This is a genomic window from Paenibacillus sp. FSL R5-0519 (genome assembly GCF_037974275.1).
In the GTDB taxonomy this organism is placed as follows: Bacteria; Bacillota; Bacilli; order Paenibacillales; family Paenibacillaceae; genus Paenibacillus.
On record NZ_CP150234.1, the window covers coordinates 4,166,240 to 4,188,276 of the forward strand.

The 22,037-nt window shown below is 46.0% G+C and carries 20 protein-coding genes; 2 read left to right on the top strand and 18 right to left on the bottom strand.

Annotation, left to right across the window (positions count from 1 at the left end):
- Positions 1-83 precede the first annotated feature (83 nt).
- The 7 genes from hslV to MKY73_RS18730 form a co-directional block, all read right to left on the bottom strand.
- A complete protein-coding gene (gene hslV / locus MKY73_RS18700) occupies positions 84-626 on the bottom strand; it encodes an ATP-dependent protease subunit HslV (RefSeq protein WP_339302990.1) in 543 nt (180 codons plus the stop codon).
- A 26-nt stretch (positions 627-652) separates the two neighbouring features.
- Positions 653-1,990: an FADH(2)-oxidizing methylenetetrahydrofolate--tRNA-(uracil(54)-C(5))-methyltransferase TrmFO gene (trmFO, locus tag MKY73_RS18705; protein WP_339302991.1), complete on the bottom strand. Its 1,338-nt coding sequence runs from the start codon at positions 1,988-1,990 to the stop codon at positions 653-655.
- Between the two features lie 62 nt (positions 1,991-2,052).
- A complete protein-coding gene (topA, locus tag MKY73_RS18710; protein ID WP_339302992.1) occupies positions 2,053-4,152 on the bottom strand; it encodes a type I DNA topoisomerase in 2,100 nt (699 codons plus the stop codon).
- A 116-nt stretch (positions 4,153-4,268) separates the two neighbouring features.
- On the bottom strand, positions 4,269-5,399 hold the full coding sequence (gene dprA / locus MKY73_RS18715; protein WP_339302993.1) for a DNA-processing protein DprA: 1,131 nt from the start codon (positions 5,397-5,399) through the stop codon (positions 4,269-4,271).
- Between the two features lie 245 nt (positions 5,400-5,644).
- A complete protein-coding gene (sucD, locus tag MKY73_RS18720; RefSeq protein ID WP_036609382.1) occupies positions 5,645-6,574 on the bottom strand; it encodes a succinate--CoA ligase subunit alpha in 930 nt (309 codons plus the stop codon).
- A gap of 63 nt (positions 6,575-6,637) precedes the next feature.
- Positions 6,638-7,798 (bottom strand): ADP-forming succinate--CoA ligase subunit beta, encoded by a 1,161-nt coding sequence (gene sucC / locus MKY73_RS18725; protein ID WP_339302994.1) that lies wholly within the window; start codon positions 7,796-7,798, stop codon positions 6,638-6,640.
- A gap of 242 nt (positions 7,799-8,040) precedes the next feature.
- Positions 8,041-8,496 carry a MarR family transcriptional regulator gene (locus tag MKY73_RS18730; RefSeq protein WP_339260428.1) on the bottom strand — a complete coding sequence of 152 codons (456 nt, stop codon included), beginning with the start codon at positions 8,494-8,496 and terminating at the stop codon, positions 8,041-8,043.
- A gap of 400 nt (positions 8,497-8,896) precedes the next feature.
- Here MKY73_RS18730 and MKY73_RS18735 point away from each other — a divergent pair, with 400 nt between their 5' ends.
- Positions 8,897-10,507 carry a YifB family Mg chelatase-like AAA ATPase gene (locus MKY73_RS18735; protein WP_339302996.1) on the top strand — a complete coding sequence of 537 codons (1,611 nt, stop codon included), beginning with the start codon at positions 8,897-8,899 and terminating at the stop codon, positions 10,505-10,507.
- A 183-nt stretch (positions 10,508-10,690) separates the two neighbouring features.
- Here MKY73_RS18735 and MKY73_RS18740 read toward each other — a convergent pair whose 3' ends face one another.
- The 10 genes from MKY73_RS18740 to rplS form a co-directional block, all read right to left on the bottom strand.
- On the bottom strand, positions 10,691-11,242 hold the full coding sequence (locus MKY73_RS18740; protein ID WP_339241560.1) for a nitroreductase: 552 nt from the start codon (positions 11,240-11,242) through the stop codon (positions 10,691-10,693).
- A 293-nt stretch (positions 11,243-11,535) separates the two neighbouring features.
- Positions 11,536-12,711 (bottom strand): carboxypeptidase-like regulatory domain-containing protein, encoded by a 1,176-nt coding sequence (locus MKY73_RS18745; protein WP_339302997.1) that lies wholly within the window; start codon positions 12,709-12,711, stop codon positions 11,536-11,538.
- 56 nt (positions 12,712-12,767) lie between these two features.
- On the bottom strand, positions 12,768-12,929 hold the full coding sequence (locus MKY73_RS18750; protein WP_339241556.1) for a paeninodin family lasso peptide: 162 nt from the start codon (positions 12,927-12,929) through the stop codon (positions 12,768-12,770).
- A gap of 319 nt (positions 12,930-13,248) precedes the next feature.
- The gene (locus MKY73_RS18755) at positions 13,249-13,647 is read right to left on the bottom strand and encodes a YraN family protein (protein WP_339302998.1); all 399 of its coding nucleotides are present in this window, start codon (positions 13,645-13,647) and stop codon (positions 13,249-13,251) included.
- Positions 13,641-13,952: an EscU/YscU/HrcU family type III secretion system export apparatus switch protein gene (locus tag MKY73_RS18760; protein WP_253433732.1), complete on the bottom strand. Its 312-nt coding sequence runs from the start codon at positions 13,950-13,952 to the stop codon at positions 13,641-13,643. Before MKY73_RS18760 ends, MKY73_RS18755 begins: the two co-directional genes overlap by 7 nt.
- Positions 13,949-16,015, bottom strand: coding sequence for a DNA ligase (locus MKY73_RS18765; RefSeq protein ID WP_339303000.1), 2,067 nt, complete (start codon positions 16,013-16,015; stop codon positions 13,949-13,951). Before MKY73_RS18765 ends, MKY73_RS18760 begins: the two co-directional genes overlap by 4 nt.
- Before the next feature lie 30 nt (positions 16,016-16,045).
- Positions 16,046-16,747 carry a ribonuclease HII gene (locus tag MKY73_RS18770; protein WP_339303001.1) on the bottom strand — a complete coding sequence of 234 codons (702 nt, stop codon included), beginning with the start codon at positions 16,745-16,747 and terminating at the stop codon, positions 16,046-16,048.
- Positions 16,748-17,209: 462 nt separating this feature from the next.
- A complete protein-coding gene (gene ylqF, locus MKY73_RS18775; RefSeq protein WP_339303002.1) occupies positions 17,210-18,073 on the bottom strand; it encodes a ribosome biogenesis GTPase YlqF in 864 nt (287 codons plus the stop codon).
- Between the two features lie 29 nt (positions 18,074-18,102).
- Positions 18,103-18,723, bottom strand: coding sequence for a signal peptidase I (lepB, locus tag MKY73_RS18780; protein WP_339303003.1), 621 nt, complete (start codon positions 18,721-18,723; stop codon positions 18,103-18,105).
- A gap of 358 nt (positions 18,724-19,081) precedes the next feature.
- Positions 19,082-19,423 (bottom strand): 50S ribosomal protein L19, encoded by a 342-nt coding sequence (rplS, locus tag MKY73_RS18785; RefSeq protein WP_024630190.1) that lies wholly within the window; start codon positions 19,421-19,423, stop codon positions 19,082-19,084.
- Positions 19,424-19,816: 393 nt separating this feature from the next.
- Here rplS and MKY73_RS18790 point away from each other — a divergent pair, with 393 nt between their 5' ends.
- Entirely contained in the window at positions 19,817-20,782 is a 966-nt protein-coding gene (locus tag MKY73_RS18790; protein WP_339303004.1) for a polysaccharide deacetylase family protein, read from the top strand.
- A gap of 3 nt (positions 20,783-20,785) precedes the next feature.
- Here the strand turns inward: MKY73_RS18790 and MKY73_RS18795 are convergent, their stop codons facing one another.
- Positions 20,786-22,033 (bottom strand): hypothetical protein, encoded by a 1,248-nt coding sequence (locus tag MKY73_RS18795; protein ID WP_339303005.1) that lies wholly within the window; start codon positions 22,031-22,033, stop codon positions 20,786-20,788.
- Positions 22,034-22,037 lie beyond the last annotated feature (4 nt).

The window sequence follows — 22,037 nt, forward strand, 5'->3', positions numbered from 1 at the left end:
TTTACCTAATAAGGACAAAGAATCCCCTAGACGTCCTGGAGCAGATTACGTAATCATGCTCCACTACGGGAGATTTCTTTGGCTTATAGCTCTTCTACAATAATATTACTGTTGGTATATACACATAGCTCCGAGGCAATCTGAAGCGATTCACGCGCAATGTCTTTTGCTTCCAGGTTCACAGCGTGACGTTTCAACGCTCGTGCAGCAGATAAGGCAAAGTTTCCACCTGATCCGATAGCAATAACGTCATCATCGGGTTCAATAATCTCTCCACCGCCTGAAATGAGCAACATACCCGATGTGTCCATTACAATCAACAATGCCTCAAGCTTACGCAAGATCCGATCCTGACGCCAATCCTTGGCAAGCTCCACAGCAGCACGCTGCAAGTTACCATGATGCTCCTCCAGCTTACCTTCGAATTTCTCAAACAAGGTGATCGCATCCGCCACAGAACCAGCAAAGCCAGCAACAACCTGTCCACGGTACAAACGTCTTACCTTCTTGGCTGTATTTTTCATCACAACACTTTGGCCCATGGTCACCTGACCATCTCCGGCGATTGCTGCCTTACCATTATGACGAACAGCACAGATCGTTGTAGCATGAAATGACATATCCATGATATCAGCCTCCTCCCACGAATAATTTATACGCGTTCCGGAACAGTTAGACCTTCTGCCGCAGCAAAACTAGTGATACCATCCAGTGCACGCTGTGCAAGAGCTTCATTTTTTTCCTTTTTGTTACGGATTTTCGTTTCAAGCTTCGGCAACAAACCAAAGTTTGCATTCATGGGTTGGAAGTGCTTGAAGTCAGCAGTTGTAATATACTGAGCCATACTGCCAAGTGTTGTTTCTACCGGCAATACCACCAGTTCCTGCCCAAGCGCTGCTTTGGCTGCGTTCATGCCGGCAATAAGCCCTGATGCAGCAGATTCCACATATCCTTCTACACCGGTCATCTGACCTGCAAAGAACAGGTTTGGACGCTCTTTAAACTGGTATGTCGGAAGAAGAAGTTTAGGAGAATTAATAAATGTATTACGGTGCATTACACCATAACGGACAAACTCTGCATTTTCAAGTCCCGGAATAAGCGAGAAGACACGTTTTTGTTCTCCCCATTTCAGATGCGTCTGGAAGCCCACCAGGTTATACAGGGTTCCAGCTGCATTGTCCTGTCTAAGCTGAACAACCGCATGTGGTAACTCTCCTGTATGCGGGTTAACCAGACCTACCGGTTTCATAGGACCAAACAGAGCCGTCTGTTTTCCGCGTTTCATCATCACTTCGATTGGCATACAGCCTTCAAAATAGATTTCTTTTTCGAACTCTTTCAATTGAGCAACTTCAGCATTAATGAGAGCTTCATAGAAGACATCAAACTCTTCTTCTGTCATCGGACAGTTCAGATATGCTGCTTCACCCTTATCATAACGGGAAGCCAGATAGACTTTGTTCATATCAATTGAATCTTTTTCAATGATTGGTGCAGCTGCATCATAGAAGTAGAAATACTCTTCCCCCATTAGTGCCTTAATTTGCTCAGACAATGCAGGTGAAGTCAGCGGCCCTGTTGCAACAACAACGATGCCATCTTCCGGCAGAGAAGTTAGTTCCTCATTCACCACTTCGATGAGCGGATGCTGGTGCAACGTGGATGTAATCTCGCCTGAAAATCCATCCCGGTCTACAGCAAGTGCTCCACCTGCGGGAACCGCATGTTTGTCTGCTGCTGACAATACGAGAGAATTGAGCATTCTCATTTCTTCTTTTAATACACCCACTGCATTACTCAAACCATTCGCACGCAGCGAATTGCTGCATACCAGTTCTGCAAATTTATCCGTATGATGAGCTGGCGTTTTCACCACAGGTCTCATCTCGTATAATTTTACGCGTACGCCGCGACTTGCAATCTGCCAGGCCGCTTCTGTTCCTGCCAGCCCGGCACCAATAACGGTTACTTGTTGTTCATTCGTCAAAATCATTTACCCCCATAAAGCAATTTCATATTTCACTATAATTGATTTGATTCACATATATGCTAATCCGCTGATTCGTCATCCGGTTCATCCACCGGCTCCTGATGATCACATGAAGTACACTGCAATCGTGCTCCCTTTTTGTTCCGCTTTTCAATCATTAACGACCCACAACTTGGACATGGTTTGGCTGAAGGTCTGTCCCATGAGACAAAATCACATTCAGGATACTTGTCACATCCGTAGAAAATACGTCCCTTTTTACTACGACGCTCAACAACATGACCTTCCTTACATTTCGGACAAGTTACACCGATGTCCTTAATAATCGGTTTGGTATTCCGACATTCAGGGAAGCCGGAGCACGCGAGAAACTTGCCAAAACGTCCAAGCTTATAAACGAGCGGTTTGCCGCACTTCTCACAGATCTCATCCGATACTTCATCTTCAATCTCGATTTCTTTCATTTCTTCTTCCGCAAACTCAAGCCGTTTTTCAAAAGATTCGTAGAATTCTGCGAGTACTTTAACCCAATCCTCCGAACCTTCTTCCACATGGTCAAGGTCACCTTCCATGTTTGCGGTAAATTCAACATTCAGAATTTCCGGGAAGAACTCTTCCATCTGCTCAATGACCAGTTCACCCAGCTCGGTCGGCATGAATTTCTTTTCCTCTATCGCAACATATCCGCGCTTCTGAATGGTCTCCAGTGTTGGCGCATATGTACTCGGACGCCCTATACCCAATTCCTCAAGCGTTTTAACCAACCTTGCCTCCGTATATCGGGGTGGCGGTTGTGTAAAATGCTGTTTTGGCTCAATTTCCTGCTTCTCCAGCACATCTCCACTTTTCAGCGGAGGCAGCAGTCGATCTTCATCAGTTGTACCATCATCGTTTCCTTCAACATATACCTTCATGAAGCCCTGGAACCGCACCTTCGAACCTGCTGCACGGAAAATCGTGTCTCCCGCAGCAATATCTACAGAAAGTGTATCCAAAATGGCGGAAGACATCTGGCTCGCCACAAAACGTTCCCAAACTAGTTTGTACAGTCGGAACTGATCGCGACTCATGAATGACTTGATTGAATCGGGATCACGCAAAATTGAAGTTGGACGTATTGCTTCATGCGCATCTTGAGCATTAGTAGCTTTTTTGGAATAATTCCGTGGTGTCTCAGGCGCAAATGACTCCCCGTACTTCCCAACGATATATTCTTTGGCTTCTTCTTGTGCAGATGCCGCAATTCGTGTGGAGTCCGTACGCATATACGTGATGAGACCTACTGTGCCTTCTTTTCCAAGGTCTACACCTTCATATAGTTGTTGGGCGACCGACATCGTCTTGGAAGCTCTGAAATTCAATTTACGAGCTGCTTCCTGTTGCAAAGAACTCGTCGTAAACGGAGCGGAAGGGTTACGACTGCGTTCTTTCTCTTTCACTTCCTTGATCGTAAAGTCTGCACCTTCGATCTGTTTCAAGATCGCTTGCACTTCCGCTTCACTACCCAGTTCTGTTTTGGCCCCGTTCAGCTTATGAAACTTAGCTTCAAACGGATTGCCGTCTGCTGTCAGTTTAGCGGTAATGCTCCAGTATTCTTCCGGTTCAAAATCATCAATTTCATTTTCACGATCTAAAATGATTTTGACAGCTACGGACTGAACCCGGCCTGCAGATAAGCCTTTTTTAACTTTTTTCCATAACAATGGACTAATTTTATATCCAACAAGCCGATCCAGAATACGTCTTGCCTGCTGCGCGTTCACCAAATCCATATTGATTTTCCGCGGCGTTTTGAACGCATCTTTCACAGCCTGTTTAGTAATTTCATTAAATACTACACGGCAATCTGCCGTATCGTCCAATTCGAGAGCATGGGCCAAGTGCCATGCAATAGCTTCACCTTCGCGATCCGGGTCAGCTGCGAGATACACTTTTTTCACTTTCTTTCGTGCATCCTTCAGTTCTTTCAAAATTGAACCTTTGCCGCGGATCGTAATATATTTCGGATTAAAATCATTCTCCACCTCAACGCCGATCTGACTCTTTGGCAAATCGCGAACATGTCCCATCGAAGCTTTCACGATGAACTTGCTGCCTAAATATTTGCCTATCGTCTTCGCCTTTGAGGGCGACTCCACGATTACGAGTGCATCCGCCATAGGTTCATCCTCCTCTCAGTCATGAAACTGTCATGTAACTGTTTCTGTATGCTTATGCATAGGTAATAACTTCAGCTAATTATATATTTCCACACGCTGCTTAGGTTGCAGCATCATCATACCCTCGCATATTTCGTGCCTGGTAATTGGCTAATCTGCTTTTTTATGATTAAAGATAACAGAACTGAATGCAAATGTCCAAAATCCCAACCTAGCTGTTCAACCAATTGATCAAGGGATTGCTCCTCCTGTTCCAACAGATAAATCACACGTTGTTCATCGGGAGAGACCTTAACCTCAGTGAATATCCCCTGCCTGGAAGGCTCCGTTGTTTCAGTCGAACGTCCTCTATTGTAAGGAAGTTGATCTGCATTTGGCAAGCCCAAACGATACTCTTCCAATATATCTGCTGCACAAGTAACCAATTTGGCCCCTTGACGGATTAGATTATGTGCTCCCCTACTTTTCGGTGAGGTGATAGGTCCAGGCACTGCAAATACATCCCTTCCTGCTTCAAGGGCAGCATCTGCTGTGATAAGTGAACCACTGCGAATGTCAGCCTCAACAACCAATGTTCCCAAGGTCAGTCCGGCTATGATGCGATTCCGTTCCGGAAATAGTCCCTGACGTGCTCTCGTACCCGGTGGATATTCTGACAAAAGCAGACCCGTCTCCGCAATTCGCTCGGCAAGGCTCGTATTTTCAGGCGGGTATATATGATCAATCCCTGTTCCGAATACTGCAATCGTTTTGCCCTTAGCACGTAATACTGCATCATGACATGCGCTATCAATACCACGGGCAAGTCCGCTTACGATCGTTAGTCCTGCATTGCATAATTGTTCTGCCAGCTTCTCACCAACTTTGCGCCCATATACGGTCGGCATACGAGTTCCCACCATTGCCATCGAAGGGGTATGTAACAAACTAACATCTCCTCGACCATACATTACCCAAGGAGGCTGAACGGTTTCCTTCATTAATATGGGATAATTCTGATCCAGATAAGTAATAACCTCTATTCCCTGATTGTAAACGTGTTCTCTTCTACACTCAATCCAGTTATGGTTAAATTGACTAGCCAAACGGGCAGCCTGATCTTTACGCAAGCCAGCCGCAGCCCAATCTCCTTCCTCATAATTCAAGAGATCGGACAATTCATGTTGTCCCTGAACTAGTTTCGAGATTGTTTTCTTGCCGATCCCTTCCATCTCATGCAAACCAAACAAGATCCATCGTTCTTCCATACCATAAACCTCCCAGATCGGGAAGAGAATCTTCCCTCATATTGTGTGTGATGTGGTCACGGATTGCAAGCGTTTACGTAGATAAGAAGTAACTTCACTTCCTTTTTCCCGTAAAAAAACGCAAAAAAGCAACCCTTCGCCCTGTTTAAGGACAAAAGGTTGCTTACCTTTTCCGTATCCATAATAGTCGGCTTACCAAAAATACATCATTTCTGAGCCGTTTCTTCTATTATAACGAAAAGGAATTAATGTGTCGTGCACAAATTCAAAATACCGCGCTCTTCAAGTACACTCACCAAAGTCGAGCCCATCTCAGCAGGTGTTGGGGCTACTTTGATACCGCACGATTCCAGCTTGGCAATCTTCTCTTTGGCTGTACCTTTACCACCAGAGATAATAGCGCCAGCATGGCCCATACGTTTGCCTGGAGGCGCTGTTACGCCACCGATAAAGCCCACAACCGGTTTGGTCATGTTTTCACGAACCCAATCAGCAGCATCTTCTTCAGCTGTACCACCAATCTCACCAATCATGATGACCGCATGAGTCTGTGGATCTTCATTGAACCGTTTGAGGATATCAATGAACTCGGAGCCTTTTACAGGGTCTCCCCCGATTCCTACAGCAGAAGATTGTCCAATGCCACGCGTCGTCAGTTGATGAACGGCTTCATAGGTAAGTGTTCCACTACGGGAAACAACGCCCACGTGCCCTGCCATATGGATATAACCAGGCATGATACCGATTTTACATTCGCCTGGTGTAATGACACCTGGACAGTTCGGTCCGATCAGGACGGTATTTTTACCTTCCATGAAGCGGTCAACCTTGATCATGTCAAGAACCGGAATACCTTCTGTAATACAGATTACGAGGTCCAGCTCTGCGTCAACAGCTTCCATAATAGAATCTGCTGCAAATGCAGGAGGAACGTAAATGACGCTCGCTGTTGCGCCTGTAGCTTCCTTCGCTTCCTGCACCGTGTTGAACACCGGCAGACTGGCTACTGTTCCGTCTTCCAGCGTGATATCAACATTAGTTCCGCCTTTACCCGGTGTAACTCCGCCTACCATCTGGGTTCCGTAGTCCAATGCGCCCTTCGTGTGGAACATTCCCGTTGAACCCGTAATGCCTTGCGTAATGACTTTTGTATTTTTATCGATCAAAATACTCACGTTGCTTCACATCCTTACGGTTATTTTTCAATTCCCGGACAGCTCCGGTACTAAGGAATGAACTTATTTTACGAGGGCAACAATTTTCTGTGCACCATCGGCCATGGAATCAGCAGGAACGATATTCAGGCCAGATTCACCCAAAATACGTTTGCCAAGCTCCACGTTAGTTCCTTCAAGACGAACAACCAGCGGTTTGGTCAGGCCAAGCTGCTTCGCGGCTTCAACAACACCATTGGCGATAACATCACAGCGCATGATGCCACCGAAAATGTTAACAAAGATCCCAGCTACTTTGGCATCGGACAAGATGATTTTGAATGCTTCTGTCACCTTCTCCGTTGTAGCACCGCCCCCAACGTCAAGGAAGTTGGCCGGGTCTCCACCGTAGTATTTGATAATGTCCATCGTTGCCATCGCAAGTCCCGCACCATTGACCATACAGCCGATGTTGCCATCAAGTGCTATGTAGCTGAGGTCGTATTTGGAAGCTTCGATTTCTTTTTCATCCTCTTCATCCAGATCACGCAGTTCCATAATGTCTTTGTGACGGAACAAGGCGTTGGAGTCAAAGTTTAATTTTGCATCTAGAGCGATAACGTTTCCATCTCCGGTAACAACGAGAGGATTGATCTCGGCAATAGAGCAATCTTTTTCGACAAATGCAGTGTACAGCGCGAGCATGAACTTAACGGCTTTGTTCACCAATTCATTCGGAATCTTAATGCTGTAAGCCAGTTTACGCGCCTGGAACACTTGCAATCCAATGGCAGGGTCAATAATTTCTTTGAAAATTTTCTCAGGTGTAGCTTCAGCTACTTCTTCAATCTCAGTACCGCCTTCTTCGGAAGCCATCATAACTACACGGCCTGTGGCACGGTCCACAACAACACCCACATAATACTCTTTGAGGATATCGCATCCTTCTTCAATCAGAAGACGTTTCACTTCTTTGCCTTCTGGTCCAGTTTGGTGTGTTACCAATACTTTACCCAGAATTTCGGAAGCATAGGCACGAACTTCATCCGTACTCTTCGCCACTTTTACGCCGCCGGCTTTACCCCGGCCACCTGCGTGAATTTGCGCTTTAACAACAGTCACCGGACTGCCCAGTGCCTCTGCGGCCGCAACCGCTTCATCGACTGTATAAGCAACCTTTCCGTTTGGAACGGTAACTCCATACTGTTTCAGTACTTCTTTTCCTTGATATTCATGGATATTCATTCTCGAATCCTCCTATCAACATGACTGCAACAAGGCGGGTTGGTAGACTAACAAAAGACAAATGTTGACTATTTTCACTTAAACCCAATTCATTGTAACACGTTTTTAAAACGCTTTCCTTAAAAAATTAATGGTTAATAGACAGTATTTTGATATGGGTATGATCCCATATTGTGAATGCTTGGGTATATATGGAAAAACCTTAGCTATAAGCTAAGGTTTCCTTGATGTAAAACTACATTTTATTTTTTGGCTGCGTTCGTGTTGGTTTCGTGAACTTTTTCCAGCAACCCTTTGAACTGACCCAATAAAGCTTCAAACTCTGTACTGTTCAAACACGCGTCTCCCTGAATGGCTGCAGGTATGGACAATGCCTTGTTCCGCAACTCACGGCCGGAGTCTGTTAGTGTAATTAACACTTTTCGTTCATCCTGAGCCGAGCGTTCGCGATTAATAAGTCCTGCTGACTGCAACCGTTTGAGAAGTGGTGTCAATGTTCCCGAATCGAGATAGAGCGCCTCCCCGATCTCCTTAACCGTACATTCTTCACGTTCCCACAATACCATCAAGACCAGATACTGGGAGTATGTTACGCCAAGTACCTCCAAATAAGGTTGGTACATCTTCGTAATCTCACGTGAACAAGCATATATGGCAAAGCATAATTGGTTATCCAGCTTCAAACTGTCAGTCTGCATATGTCTTTCTCACCTGCCTATTGTGCATTCTATTCCTTATAGAAAGGAACTATAAATCTATCTTATCACAAATTAGAAAAAAAACAGAATAATTGAGCACAAATGATTTTACTATTCAATTTAATTATGTTAAATTAGATTGTGTAAAATATAAAATCTAAATATTTGATAACCATTAATGACATTTTATACTTAGGTCATTTTCGCCAAAACTATTGAATGATTTCCTTCCAAAATTAAAATTCAGGGATCAGGAATGATGTTTACAGCTATGATAATGACAGGTTGACTCCATGATTCCTTTTATATAAAATGCTTAATAGAAGCTGAGGAAGCACCTTAATTCGTAGACTGGCCCGTGTTATGCGGAGTCAAGAATCGAGTGAGGTGTTTCTTTGTCATGTACGGAAAATTACACAGTGCGTGTTTGTACGGAATCGATGGCGTTCTGATTGAGGTGGAAACCGATTTATCCAATGGTCTGCCACAGACCTCCATCATCGGCTTACCGGATTCAGCCATTCGTGAGGCTGTTGAACGTGTTCGTGCAGCGATTAAAAACTGCGGATATCAGTATCCTTTACAGCGGATCACAATCAATCTGGCCCCTGCCGATCTGCGCAAGGAAGGATCTTCCTTTGATCTAGCCATTGCTATTGGTTTACTTATGACAAGCGGCCAGCTTGTACTTCCTCCCCAGGAACGGACACTCGTGGTTGGCGAACTGGCATTGGACGGTTCGATCAGATCCGTACCCGGCATTTTATCCATGGTGGATCTCGCCAAAAGACAAGGCTTTACGTCCATACTCCTTCCTTATGATAACGTGGAGGAAGCGTCACTGATTCGAGGTATCCAGGTGTATGGCATTCGGCATTTGCAGGATATAGCTCCGGAAAACCCAGACCAATCAACTAGTTCAGTGGGAACACCACATCATTCAAATTCAGGACCCATTGTGTTGAAAAACTATGCTCACCTCGTTGCTCCTATAACAGATAAAACTTACAAGAAGGCGGATAGAAATGCGAGTCAAATACCATCATTTGCAGATAACTATAGTGATGTTCTGGGACAGCATCATGTCAAACGCGCGCTTATGATTGCTGCAGCCGGCATGCATAATATACTGCTCGTTGGACCACCAGGCACGGGCAAAACGATGTTAATTAAACGTTTGCCTACCATCCTTCCACCACTGTCAGAAGATGAAGCCTTAGAAGTAACCAAAGTATTAAGTGCCGCTGGCAAGTTAAAAGAAGCGCCTCAAGGCCTGATTGCAGACAGACCTTTTCGCTCCCCTCACCACACGATATCCACCTCTGGTCTGATTGGAGGCGGTGGTATCCCAAAACCGGGTGAAGTTAGCCTTGCACACCGGGGCATACTTTTTCTGGATGAATTGCCTGAGTTCCAGCGTCAAGTGCTGGAGGTATTAAGGCAGCCGTTAGAGGATCGCACAGTGACGATTAGCCGGGCGCGGGCAGCATTCACCTTCCCAGCCCAGTTCATGCTCGCATGTTCCATGAATCCCTGCCCCTGTGGATATTTGTCTGCTCATTCGGAGGAGCAGCGCTGTATATGCAGTCCCGCTCGTGTTGCGGCGTATCGGGCCAAAATTTCTGGGCCATTGCTGGACCGTATTGATCTTCAGGTTGAGGTTCCTCCACCAGGCGAGTGGCGCAAGTCTGCTGCTTCCCCTTCCTCTGAAGAAATGCAGGCAAAAGTCATCCATGCTCATCACATTCAGGCGACCCGTTATGCCCAAAGTTCGGTTCGCTGGAATAGCCAGCTCTCGGGCACACTTTTGCGACGAACGATCCATCTCCCCCATGAGGCAGAGCAGCTGTTAGAGCAAACGCTGCAAACCTTGAACCTGAGCATGCGTGCACACGATCGGATTATCAAGATGGCACAGACCATTGCTGATCTTGACCATGATGGTGAAATTGTGACAGCTCATGTGGCTGAAGCCATACAGTATCGTCAATTGGATCTTAATTTATTTTGAGAAGTATACGAAGGAAGAACAAGTTCACCAAAAATCTTAACCCGATATCATCAACCTGTAGGCTGAATAGCATGGTCAAGACGAATATATCATTGAATTTTTAATATAGGGATATGTCATCACAACAAAAAAACGTACAAGTGGCTCTCTTTTGAGGAGAGGTACTTGTACGTCAATTTTTCATCACTCAAAAAGAGTCAGTTTGTCCTTCGCAGGTGTACGTTCTTTGGCAGAAGGAATAACATCGGGGTATCCCATGTAAACCATGCCTATAATCTTCTCACCCGCCTCTATGCCGAGAGGTTTGCGGAATTTGGGAGCGTAAAGGAATGGCTTGGTCACCCAGAATGTACCAATATCTTCACTCCAGGCTGCAAGCATAAAGTTCTGAACCAATGCACTTACCGCAGCGAAGTCTTCGTCCCAGATATTCTGTCTTGGATCTTCCTCCAGAACAACAAGCATAACCGATGGAACTTGCATAATATTCGCTGAAAATTTATTGTCTTCTCCCATTTCTGCGTCAATGGCCTCAGCCAGTTTCTTCCGCCCATTCCCAGTAAATAACAGGAATCTCCAAGGTTCACGCAGTTTATGGTTAGGAGCCCAGACTGCAGTGTCCAGCAATTCTATAATTTGCTGTGTAGGAACAGCTTCTTTTTTAAATTTTTTTACCGTGCGACGATTTTGAATCGCTTCTCTGACTACATTACTTGTTTTTGTAACTTTACTCATCGGCCGTACCTCCCTGATTATAATATCACTTGTAACCGTAACAAAGGCTTACGGTCTTGTATAACTCGTTTATGACTAATCAAAAGATTATAACTCCAGATTACATCCTTGATTATACACCCTTCTGTTCAGGAGATTCAAAGGGATGGCTCCGAAAACTATGACTACAGGCCCAAGAATGAAAAAGACGACTCCGAATCCTGATCCACTAATGGCGATCATCAAGTCAGAGCCGTCTATTTGAACCAGCCATTTTGCATCGTCAGGAAATTAAGATCACGTCAATGCTCGAATCAATATGGACCTGCTCCTTCAAAAGTACCTTTAACAAAATCCATTTTGTTGTACTTCTCCTGGTTACCAGCAGCATCAGTACTGTAATACTCTACCACCTTGACCTCGGGAGCAAAAAATTTGACAGGCCCTTCATAGTTCTTCCATGCTCCTCCATTAATTCGATATTGCGTTGTTTTTACACCTGATCCTTTGACTTCGTCCGTTGCCTGGAGCCTAAACGTAAATCCTTTGATGTATGTCTTCCCATTTACGGTGTCTGTAATTGGAACTAATCTGTACTTGGTTACTGGGGGAGTAACATCTGCATCTTTCTTAAGTACGATATTAAACGTATTATGATCCCCTTGTACAAGGGTAACGTTAAGGCTAGATTTTAAGTATCCTGATGCTTCCCCCGTTATTGTTCTGGCGCCTGTTGGCACGCGTTTTATAAAATAGTTGCCTTGAGCATCCGTTATTGCCGAGACTCCAGCATTCACTTTAGCTCTAGTGACTGGATTGCCCTCCTCATCTACTACTTTTCCGCGGACGTGTGCTGCTTCTGTCAAAACAACATCTACGATTAAGGTTTTTCCAGCCTGAACATTCAAACGATCCTGTTCATAAAGCATATAATCCGCAGAATCTACCCAGATTGCAATGTTCGGATTATAGTCGAAATCAAGCCCAGTAACGGCATACCGGCCTTGCCCATTCGTTTTAACCGGGCGATCCGACGCCCCTGTTACTTTGACCAGGGCATCTGGAATCGGCCTGCCTGTTTGATCGGTTACAGTTCCTACAATCGTAGAAGGTTCGTAAAGCTCAAAATCAACCAAAATCTGTTCCCCTTCTGACAAATAGTAGGTATTACGATGCCTGTCTGTCACATATCCTTCTGCTTCAATTATAAAACTGATTTCCGTATAATCCTGAACAGACTCCAGGATGGAATAACTTCCAGTGGCATCTGTCTTCACGCTTTTTTCAGTATTTTCCCCTTGGTATCTAAGAGAATACTTAATTGTTGCATCCTGGATAGGAAATCCTTCAGGATCCGTAACTTTACCTGATACCTTTGCCTGTGTAGACGGATCAGCTGCATAAGAAACGCCAGAATACATGATTCCAAACAAAATGAAACATAAAGATAGTGTACTTAGTCGAATTATCCATTTGATACTTGTCTTCATCTTCTCACTACACCTCACTATATATTTATGAATCTAACGTTTCTCTCTAACCTCTTTTAACTTTCTAAAAGCTCAAGCTTCCAGAACTCCCCGTCCCAAACATATTGCCAAATGCCTTGCCCACCGTTCATGGTCTCGCTGATATCCAGCACTTCCATCCGAGGACACTCCCATACTCGTTTTCCTGTGTTGTTCGACGTATTCTGAAGCTCTTTCATACATCCCACCAACCTCTCTTTAAATTTCAACTTTTTTAGTTTATAACAAATGATACATTTTGTATCTATATTTTTAGAAAATACAATGATTTTATTACCAGTGTTTGTCTCCTCTGTTTTATCATTTCATTGTAAAATAAAAAAAGCCACAGTTCCTGCATGTCGAGGAACTACGGCTTTAGTATGTTAACTGATTTCAAGACTTCCACGAATGCAAAAATAAGACATAATTAAACTTGTACTTTGAAAGGAACGAACTTCCATATCAAAATGATACATTACGTATCTTAAGTTACAGCATTGATTTTACGTAACATGCTTAAAAAGCATTAACAATATGATTCACAGAGATCGTCTCTCCTGCTTGATCAAGCATTACGGCAATTACATCGAAACGGATCTGATGTTCCGTCTCTCCCGTCATTTGCAAATAAACGGATGCGGTTGAGCGCACCTGCTGCATTTTACGCATATCAACCGATTCCTGAGGTGTACCGTACTGAGCGGCTCCACTTCTGCTCCTTACTTCTACAAAAACAATCAGGCCCTCGTAGGAAGCAATGATGTCAATCTCACCGCTACGGCAACGCCAGTTCTGTCTAATGATCCGATAATCGTTCTCTCGCAACCATTGACAGGCAGCCTCTTCACCTAATCGACCCTTCTGCTGTCGTGTAAGCTTCAGTCCCGGCTCCTTGCCTGATCTATGTTCTACCATGACTCGTTTTCCTCACGTCCTGAAGCTATTCGATCTGCACGGTAGACATACGTTAGTACTTCCGCGACCAGTTGATACAGTTCAGCTGGAATCTGTTCATCCAGATCCAACTTGGAGAGCACCTCCACAAGTGCTGCATCCTCCTGAACAGCGACGCCGTTTTCTCTGGCTTTATCTAATATAGCTTCTGCCACTTTCCCGCGCCCCTTGGCCACAACAACAGGCGCTTCGCTCTCTCCAGGGACATATTTTAGGGCAACCGCCTTTTTGGAGAGCAGGTCCGGTTGTGACGACTCGTCTTTCATACTTTCAAGTCCACCCCTTTGTATCGTTCAGGACTATAGTCCGAGGCCTTCATTTTTCGTTCTGCACCCGGTTCCTGGCCCACAGGCCACGGTTCTGACTTGAAAGTCAGCAGTTGATAACCCAGCTTGTCCAACGCCTGATGGATTACCTCTCGTCCGCTCTCCAGAAGCGGTCCCATTCCTTCGCGATCATTTAATACACGTAAGCTGACAATGTTGTTAACCACATGTACATCTACCAGCGTTGGCCCAAGACTTTTCATGTCCAGATCGAACCATAGACGGCAGTTGGACGCATCCAGCTCTCCACGTGGTCCACGACGGGACTGAATCTGAACAGATGCCGTTTCTTCCCCGTCCGGTCCAGTGATCGGAATAAACCAGTGCATCTGTGCAAATGTAGCACTGCGATCTGTCGTCAGCAATAACTGCTGACCTGTCAGATATTGCACGGCCTGTCCGGCGGCATCCTTAAGCGCCGCCGGTGCACCTTCGCTGCTGGCAAGCTGCAGCAGCAAGCCCTTCAGCGTGTCCGCATTCGCCGGACTCGCCGCATCCCCCACGCGCTGCTGCGCTGCCGCGCCGTGAACGGCCTGCTGCTCGTGCTCCGCACCGAGCAGCTTCAGCACGCGCCCCACCCACGGGTCCCCCTCGTGGGTGACAGGCGCGTGCACCGCCGCAGCTCCCGCAGGTGCTGCGGCACTACCGCCAGCCGGCGGCGCATCAGCGCCGGCTGGCGTTGGTTGCGGCACGCCTACGGCAGCCGCAGCCGCCTGGCCGCCCTGCGATGCAGGGGCGGCCTGTGCTGCCGCACCAGGCTGTGCCGGTGCGGCAGTGGACGCGCTGCGCAAGGCGTCCAGCAGCGCCAGCAGCTTGGGCGCCAGCTGCGCTGCCGTAGGCGCTGCTGGCGCCGCCTGGCCTGCTGCGGACGGTGTCCCCGCAGCAGCAGGCGTTTCAGCGCGGCCGTCAGTCCGACCGGCCGCGCCTGCTTCAGGCTGGCCCGCACTTGCACGGCCAGCCATAGATTCAGCTGCCGCCCCTGGTCTACCCGGGCGGCTACCACGGCTACCACCCATTTCACCTGCGTCAGTCCCTCGCGGGCTCTCTCCAGGTATTCCGGTTCCAGACGGAATACTCGCACCACCTTTGCCAGCCAATTCAACGTTGCTGGCAACGGCCTTCGCCGCAGCTTCAGCACTTCCTGTGCCTCCAGCCGTCTGTATGTTTCCTTTCACAGCAGCCCCTGCCCCATCATCCGCCATGGATGTAGCTCCTGCCAACGCCCCTTGACCTTGCTGCGTCGACAGAACAGGTGCTCCAGTTCCAGTCCCTGTTACCTGACGACCATTGCCTGATGAAGCCAACCCTTCTTCCAACTGCGGTACATTCAGCAATACAGGTGCACCAGCCATGGCTGCTGGCTTCAGCGTAGCAGATTGTTCCCCAGTCAGTACCGGTTTACCTGTAGCTTGAGTCAGCATCGTTTCCAACTGATCAGCCAACCCGCTTAATAACTGGTGAAGAGGGGGACCAAACACCGTTTGGTGTAATCCTTTTACCGTTTCGGCCGTAACCGGAAGACCACGCTGAAAAGCAATCCCCGTCGCCTGCACCCATTCTTCCACAGGGACCTGTGCGGGTTTGGCATTCATCATATTCTGAACCATAGCCACATTATCCTTCGTGAGCGGCAAACCGCTACGCTGCATGGCAAGCAACAGTTCCCGGTTCCCTTTTGTATCCGGTAGCCCTACATCCTGTAGCAGGTTGTTGAGCGAAGCTTGTGGCAGCTCAGCAAGTGTACCCGACATTGGCTTCATGACCGTAATGCCATTTTCACCTGGTGGCTGTACTTGGAGCAATGTGGTCTCACCCGGACGGAGTGGAGTCTCCAATTTGGCGCGCACCTGCACACCTTGAATCTGTAGAACCGCATCCCCTCCATCATCGGATACACTTACCACGGAGCCACGAACCACCTGACCTTCCTTTAATTCAAGCGGCTTGGCATTCCCTGGCTTGCTGTCTCCCAATAATCCCTTGATCACGGAACCGATATTCAAATCTCTCCCCCTCCTTCCTTCAAGCCTGTATTAAAACAACGATTGCTGCTCACCAAGCAGATTGCCCAGAAAACTGCGGCGATGCATCGGGGTTGCCCCCAAAGCCATAATTTGCTCCCGATGAACTTTTGTTGCGTATCCTTTATGTATCGACAGACCATATTCCGGATATAACGTATCCCATTCTTCCTTACAGAGTCGATCTCGCGTTACCTTGGCGATGATAGATGCCGCTGCAATCGATTGACTATTGGCATCCCCTTTAATAATGGACAGTTGAGGTACATTCACATCCACCTTCTCGGCATCCACCAGCATATAATCAGGCGTTTCTCCCAACGCTTCAACAGCCCGTTTCATCGCAAGTCTCGCAGCCTGCTTGATGTTTAGCCGATCAATCGTCTCTGCATCCGCGTACCCGATACCTACCGCCAGTGCCTTTTCCATAATAACGTCATATAGTGCATCACGTTTTTTCTCCGTCAATTTCTTGGAGTCATTCACACCTTCCAGAATGAGGTCCTTGGGTAAAATAACCGCCGCTGCGACAACATCCCCAAACAAACATCCCCGACCTACCTCATCAATACCAGCAATCCGTTCAAATCCACTGTCCCAATACTCTCGTTCGTAGAGCAACAGATCCCGCGGTTCACTGGCTTCTTTTTTCTTCTTAGTTCCAATCGGGGAATCCAGTAAATTGAACCCGATCTCTTCATTCTTTTCAACCATAATACTCATCTCCTCTACCCACGCTTCTTCAGCATGCGTATCACTTACAACTTTTTTTATAATATAGACGTAGATCCTCTGTCTTTGTTCTGTACAACCTATCATCTCAGCAAAACTTTTCATTGAGGTTTACAATAATAAAGATAGTGATGTCTTCATTTATCGGTATTTGATGGTTTAAATTGAATATATCAGACCTCGTCTAATCTAAATTGCACCACCATTCATCATAGCACGATTTAGATGCACCTGATATATGGGTCAGCCAATTCCAGAAAGCGTACTTTTCTTCAATCCTCTTCCATTTTTATCGTTTTGGACGTAAGTCCAGCTCCAATTTCGCGTTTTATACACAAAAAAAGACCGTTCCCGGTAATCCGGTCACGGCCGCTTCTTTCGGCACTTGGATATATGAAATGAACAGATCAAGATAATATTCTTCATCGTGTAGAGTCCATTTTTTTAATAGGGGGCTTCCATAGAGAACCGTCCCATTTTACCCGCTCGCAATTCACGCAGAAATGCTCGCGATGCCTTTTCCAAGTCAATACGTCCACCGCTTACAACACAACCACGTATACGGCCGACTTGTTCCATAATCGCAATAACACTGTCTGAATCATCTGCATCCTTGGAGAACTCCTGAAGTCCGTATCTCTCTTCCAGAGCGTCCCAGTAATAACGCATCAGGTAACTGATTCCAAAAAAGGCGATATCCTCTGCATTCAGAATTTCCTCTTTGATTGCACCCGTAACGGCAAGACGATAACCTACATTCTGATCTTCGAACTTGGGCCAAAGAATACCCGGAGTATCCAATAACTCCATTTCTTTGCCTACCTTAATCCACTGTTGCCCCTTCGTCACACCAGGACGATCTCCTGTCAACGCAATACTCCGTCCAGCCAGTCGGTTAATCAATGTTGATTTCCCCACATTTGGAATGCCCACAATCAATCCGCGAACCGCACGAGGGTTAATTCCTTTGGCCAGTTGACGATCAATTTTTTCTTTCAGAAGAAGCTTCGCCTGTACCGGAATCTCTTTCACATTGGTGCCTGTTGAGGCATCCACAGGAAAGGCGGTAATTCCTTCTTTTTTGAAATATTCAATCCACTCTTGCGTCACTTTAGCATCTGCCAAATCCGCTTTGTTTAACAAAATCATCCGGGGTTTATCCAGCAATATTTCGTCAATCATCGGATTACGGCTAGAGACAGGCAGACGGGCATCCAATAGTTCGATGACCACGTCGATGAGCTTTAACTTATCCTGAATCTGGCGTCTGGCTCGAGTCATATGACCTGGAAACCATTGTATCGTCACCTTGTCTTCACCTCATTATTACTTCAATTTCAGTGGTTAATCCACTTAATTTCCCCGATCGGCCAGAAAATAACATCTGCACGACCAATAATATCTTCTAATGAAACATAACCGATCATACGGCTGTCTGTACTATTCGGACGGTTGTCTCCCATAACAAACACATGACCTGCAGGCACTTTGCCATCAGGGAACTGCTCATTCGGGAAATCCTTCACGTTATAGGTTCCACCATTCGCTTCAGCTGCATCAATGGCTCCTTGAATATACGTTTCATCAACCTTTTTGCCGTTAACCGTTACTGTATCACCGTGAACCTCAACCGTATCACCTTCTACAGCAATAACACGTTTAATGAAATCTCGGCCTTCGGATGGTACGTGGAAGACGATAACTTCCCCGCGCTTCGGTTCTCGGATATCATATAAGATTTCGTTGACGATTACACGTTCGCCCGTTTCGAAGTTCGGCTGCATGGACGGTCCATCCACAACAAACGGTTTGAAGAGCAACCACCGAATCAGAATGACGAGAACTAATGCAATAACAATGGCTTTGAGCCATTCAACAATTTCATTTTTGGCTTTTTTGGATCGACTGTTTTTCTCTTCGGCAGGATTGCCCTGGTCCTGTTGAACTTCTTGTTCCATTCAAGATCTTCCTCTCTTCACAGTACATGATTATAGCAGTACACACATCCAGCATTTTGTATCGTTCCAATAACTCTAGGGATGGATACAAAACATTCACATCAGTTATGTAATCTTACACCAAGCATTACAATACATTTAATCCACAATTCAAATGTCTTCAGAGGTTGTTCAAAAAGTCGGTACTGAAAACCGGTCTTTTCGAACACGCACTTCGATAACTGATTTTACAAGCCTCCCGGACTATCCCACGCATGTGTTGCCATACCATTTTACTCGGAAGTGTACCTCCGGTTCAACTTTTCCCGGACAAAAACGAAAAGGGCTTGTCTCCAAGCCCTTCCCGGTATCCGTTATATTAACGAATTTCTTTAATTCTCGCTGCTTTACCGCGTAGTTCACGAAGATAATAAAGCTTCGCACGACGCACTTTACCACGGCGAGCCACTTCGATTCTATCGATTTTTGGGGAATGAAGCGGGAAAGCTCTTTCCACACCTACACCGTAAGAAATTTTACGAACTGTAAAAGTCTCACTGATTCCACCACCACGGCGTTTAATCACAACACCTTCGAACAATTGGATACGCTCACGAGTTCCCTCGATTACCTTAACGTGCACTTTCAAAGTGTCACCAGGACGAAAACTCGGAATATCCTTACGAAGTTGTTCTTGTGTAATCGCTTGAACGATATTCATCTATGACTCCCTCCTTCCGTACAGGCGTTCATACTTCTTCCAGAGATCACCTTGTCTCCTTCATTATCCATAGAGGACCGCCGTATTCCACATAACAGACTTATTGTATCACGCAGCATATCAAAACACAAGAGAAATTAAACAAAATGCCTATGGAGCCATCAGCAACACTGGAACTCCCTATCATTCCCCTAAAGCATAGTCATGGACAGCAGAACGTTGAACCATTTTAATTTTTACAACTAGCTAGGGCTTCAGATATGCCGTCTCCTCTTTCTCCACGCTCTCATCTGCAAGTCAACCTGATATAGGAAAAAATACTGTAACTTCCCCTATTGAAATATCGTCTATGATATAACTTAATGACCACTTTAAAGGAGAACTCTAAGACTCATGAAATATTGGAAAAAGATCACGCTTTCTGTACTAGCCATGCTCATATGCTCCATTACACTGTATGCCTATGCCGTAACCCATCCTACAAATGCCATGTCACACAAAGCCTGTACCTCCTGGGACATCGTTAAACGCAAAGCGTTCCAGCTGTCACACACTGACTACACCCGTCAAAATGCACTGGATCGTTCCACCTTCAAGATAGAAACAGGTACGGCTACAGAAGTTCCTGTACTCATGTATCATTACATAGAGCCCGAACTGAACGATCACCAGATAGATAACAAATCCATCATTAGTCTGGAAGATTTCAAGCAAAACATGAAATACCTGCACGACGAAGGCTACCACACGATTACATTGGATCAGCTTGAACAGTATGTAAACGGGAAGCTCTCCCTGCCAAAGAAGTCCATTGTAATTACCTTTGATGATGGATATCAGAACAATTATACGTTAGCTTACCCTGTGCTTCAAAAATATAATTTCCATGCTTCATTGTTTGTCATTGGTAGTAAAATTCAAGAACAACCTTCAGAATCTCGCCCCGCCATTGACAGTTTCATCTCCAAACCCGAGATGCAGGCGGCAACTGATGTATTTGAATTCAACAGCCATACCTATAATCTGCATCATAAGGGATTTATGCGTTGTGGTAACAGCGTCCCTGTCGGTCTGGACACCCGTCTTCTGGATGAGGATATCCAGCAAATGAAGCAAACCGGAATAGACACACCTTATCTGGCCTATCCTTTTGGGTATACCAGTACACAGATGATTTACAAGTTACAGCAGCATGGATATCGCATGGCCTTTACTGTAAAGTCTGGATTTGTGCATCCAGGAGATGATCCCATGAAGCTACCTCGCTTGACGGTCACGACAGGTACTGATTTGGCGACCTTGCTTCAACCCGAATCCAGTCCGCAGAATGAATTACCCGCATCGGAGAATGACCGGTAAAACCTAGAGTTTAACTTCACCGCCCGGATACAGAGTCGAGCTATACAGCCTTTTGAGCTGTGGCTTGGCTCTTTTTGCATCGGTTAGTGATAATGTCATCGGAGAGCTGGCGTAAACCACCGCTTCTTGTGCGTCATAGATGATGATCTGTTCCAGTCCACTCTGAACCAGATCTGCATGTACCGCATATCCCTCTTTCGGAAATTCGGTAACCGTTTTCATATTTCCATCTACCAAAGAAGGCAAGACATCACCACCTCGACGATAAGCCAAAATATAATCGAGTCCACCCTCATCCCAGTTACTTACAGGCTCTATAATAGTTAACCAGCCACGAGTTGTACGATTTTCTTTCCATATTTCTTGCCCATCATTGTTCAGCATGAACATTCCATCCTTACCACGCTCATCGCCCCGGACGATCCGGTCCAGACCTGCAATCTGTAAACCTTCCATTTCAGCAATAAAATGGCCCAGCGCAATATGCTGTGATTCAATCGAATCTTCATAACGCCATTTCTCATTGCCATAACGGTCCATCATAACCGTGACACTGCCACCGATAACAACCTCAACTTCCCCATCACCATCAATGTCTCCAAACCATATACAGTCGGCATGATCATCCAAGTTCTCACAAGACCATAATACCGTCCCATCATGTTCCAGCATGTCATATCCGGCCATCACTTCATCCTTTCCATCTCCATCAATATCAAACACCCACGGAAAATGTCCCGGATTCCCCTCATGCTTCCATAACAAATTAAAATCATGGTCAAGTGCCCATAACGTCTTATAGCGGTCTTTCAGTATAATGTCCATTTTGGATTGGTTACCAGTCAGGTTGGCAAGAATAATGCAGTCATGCGCTTCATCACCTGGCAGATCACGTGTTTCTTTGATCTCTCCGGTCCGGCCATCTAACACGAGAAATTGTTTGTTCATAACACATAGTACTTCATTATGCCCATCACCATCCCAATCTGCGATCTGTGCAGGGTAGTCTGAGCCCGGCCCACCTGCATGGGGATCAGCAGTTCCTACCTGCCACATTAAAGTTCCTTCCAGATCAAATGCAGTCAAACAGCATACCTGATGCGGAACATACCGATCATCTATGCCCCCATCTGCCTGTACCAACACCATCTCAAGGCTGCCATCTCCATTCAGATCTCCCAAGAGCATTTTGCAGCGTTCTCCGGCTTGGCTAATATCTATTTTAGCAATTTCATAGGGTTGGTGATTCATAACC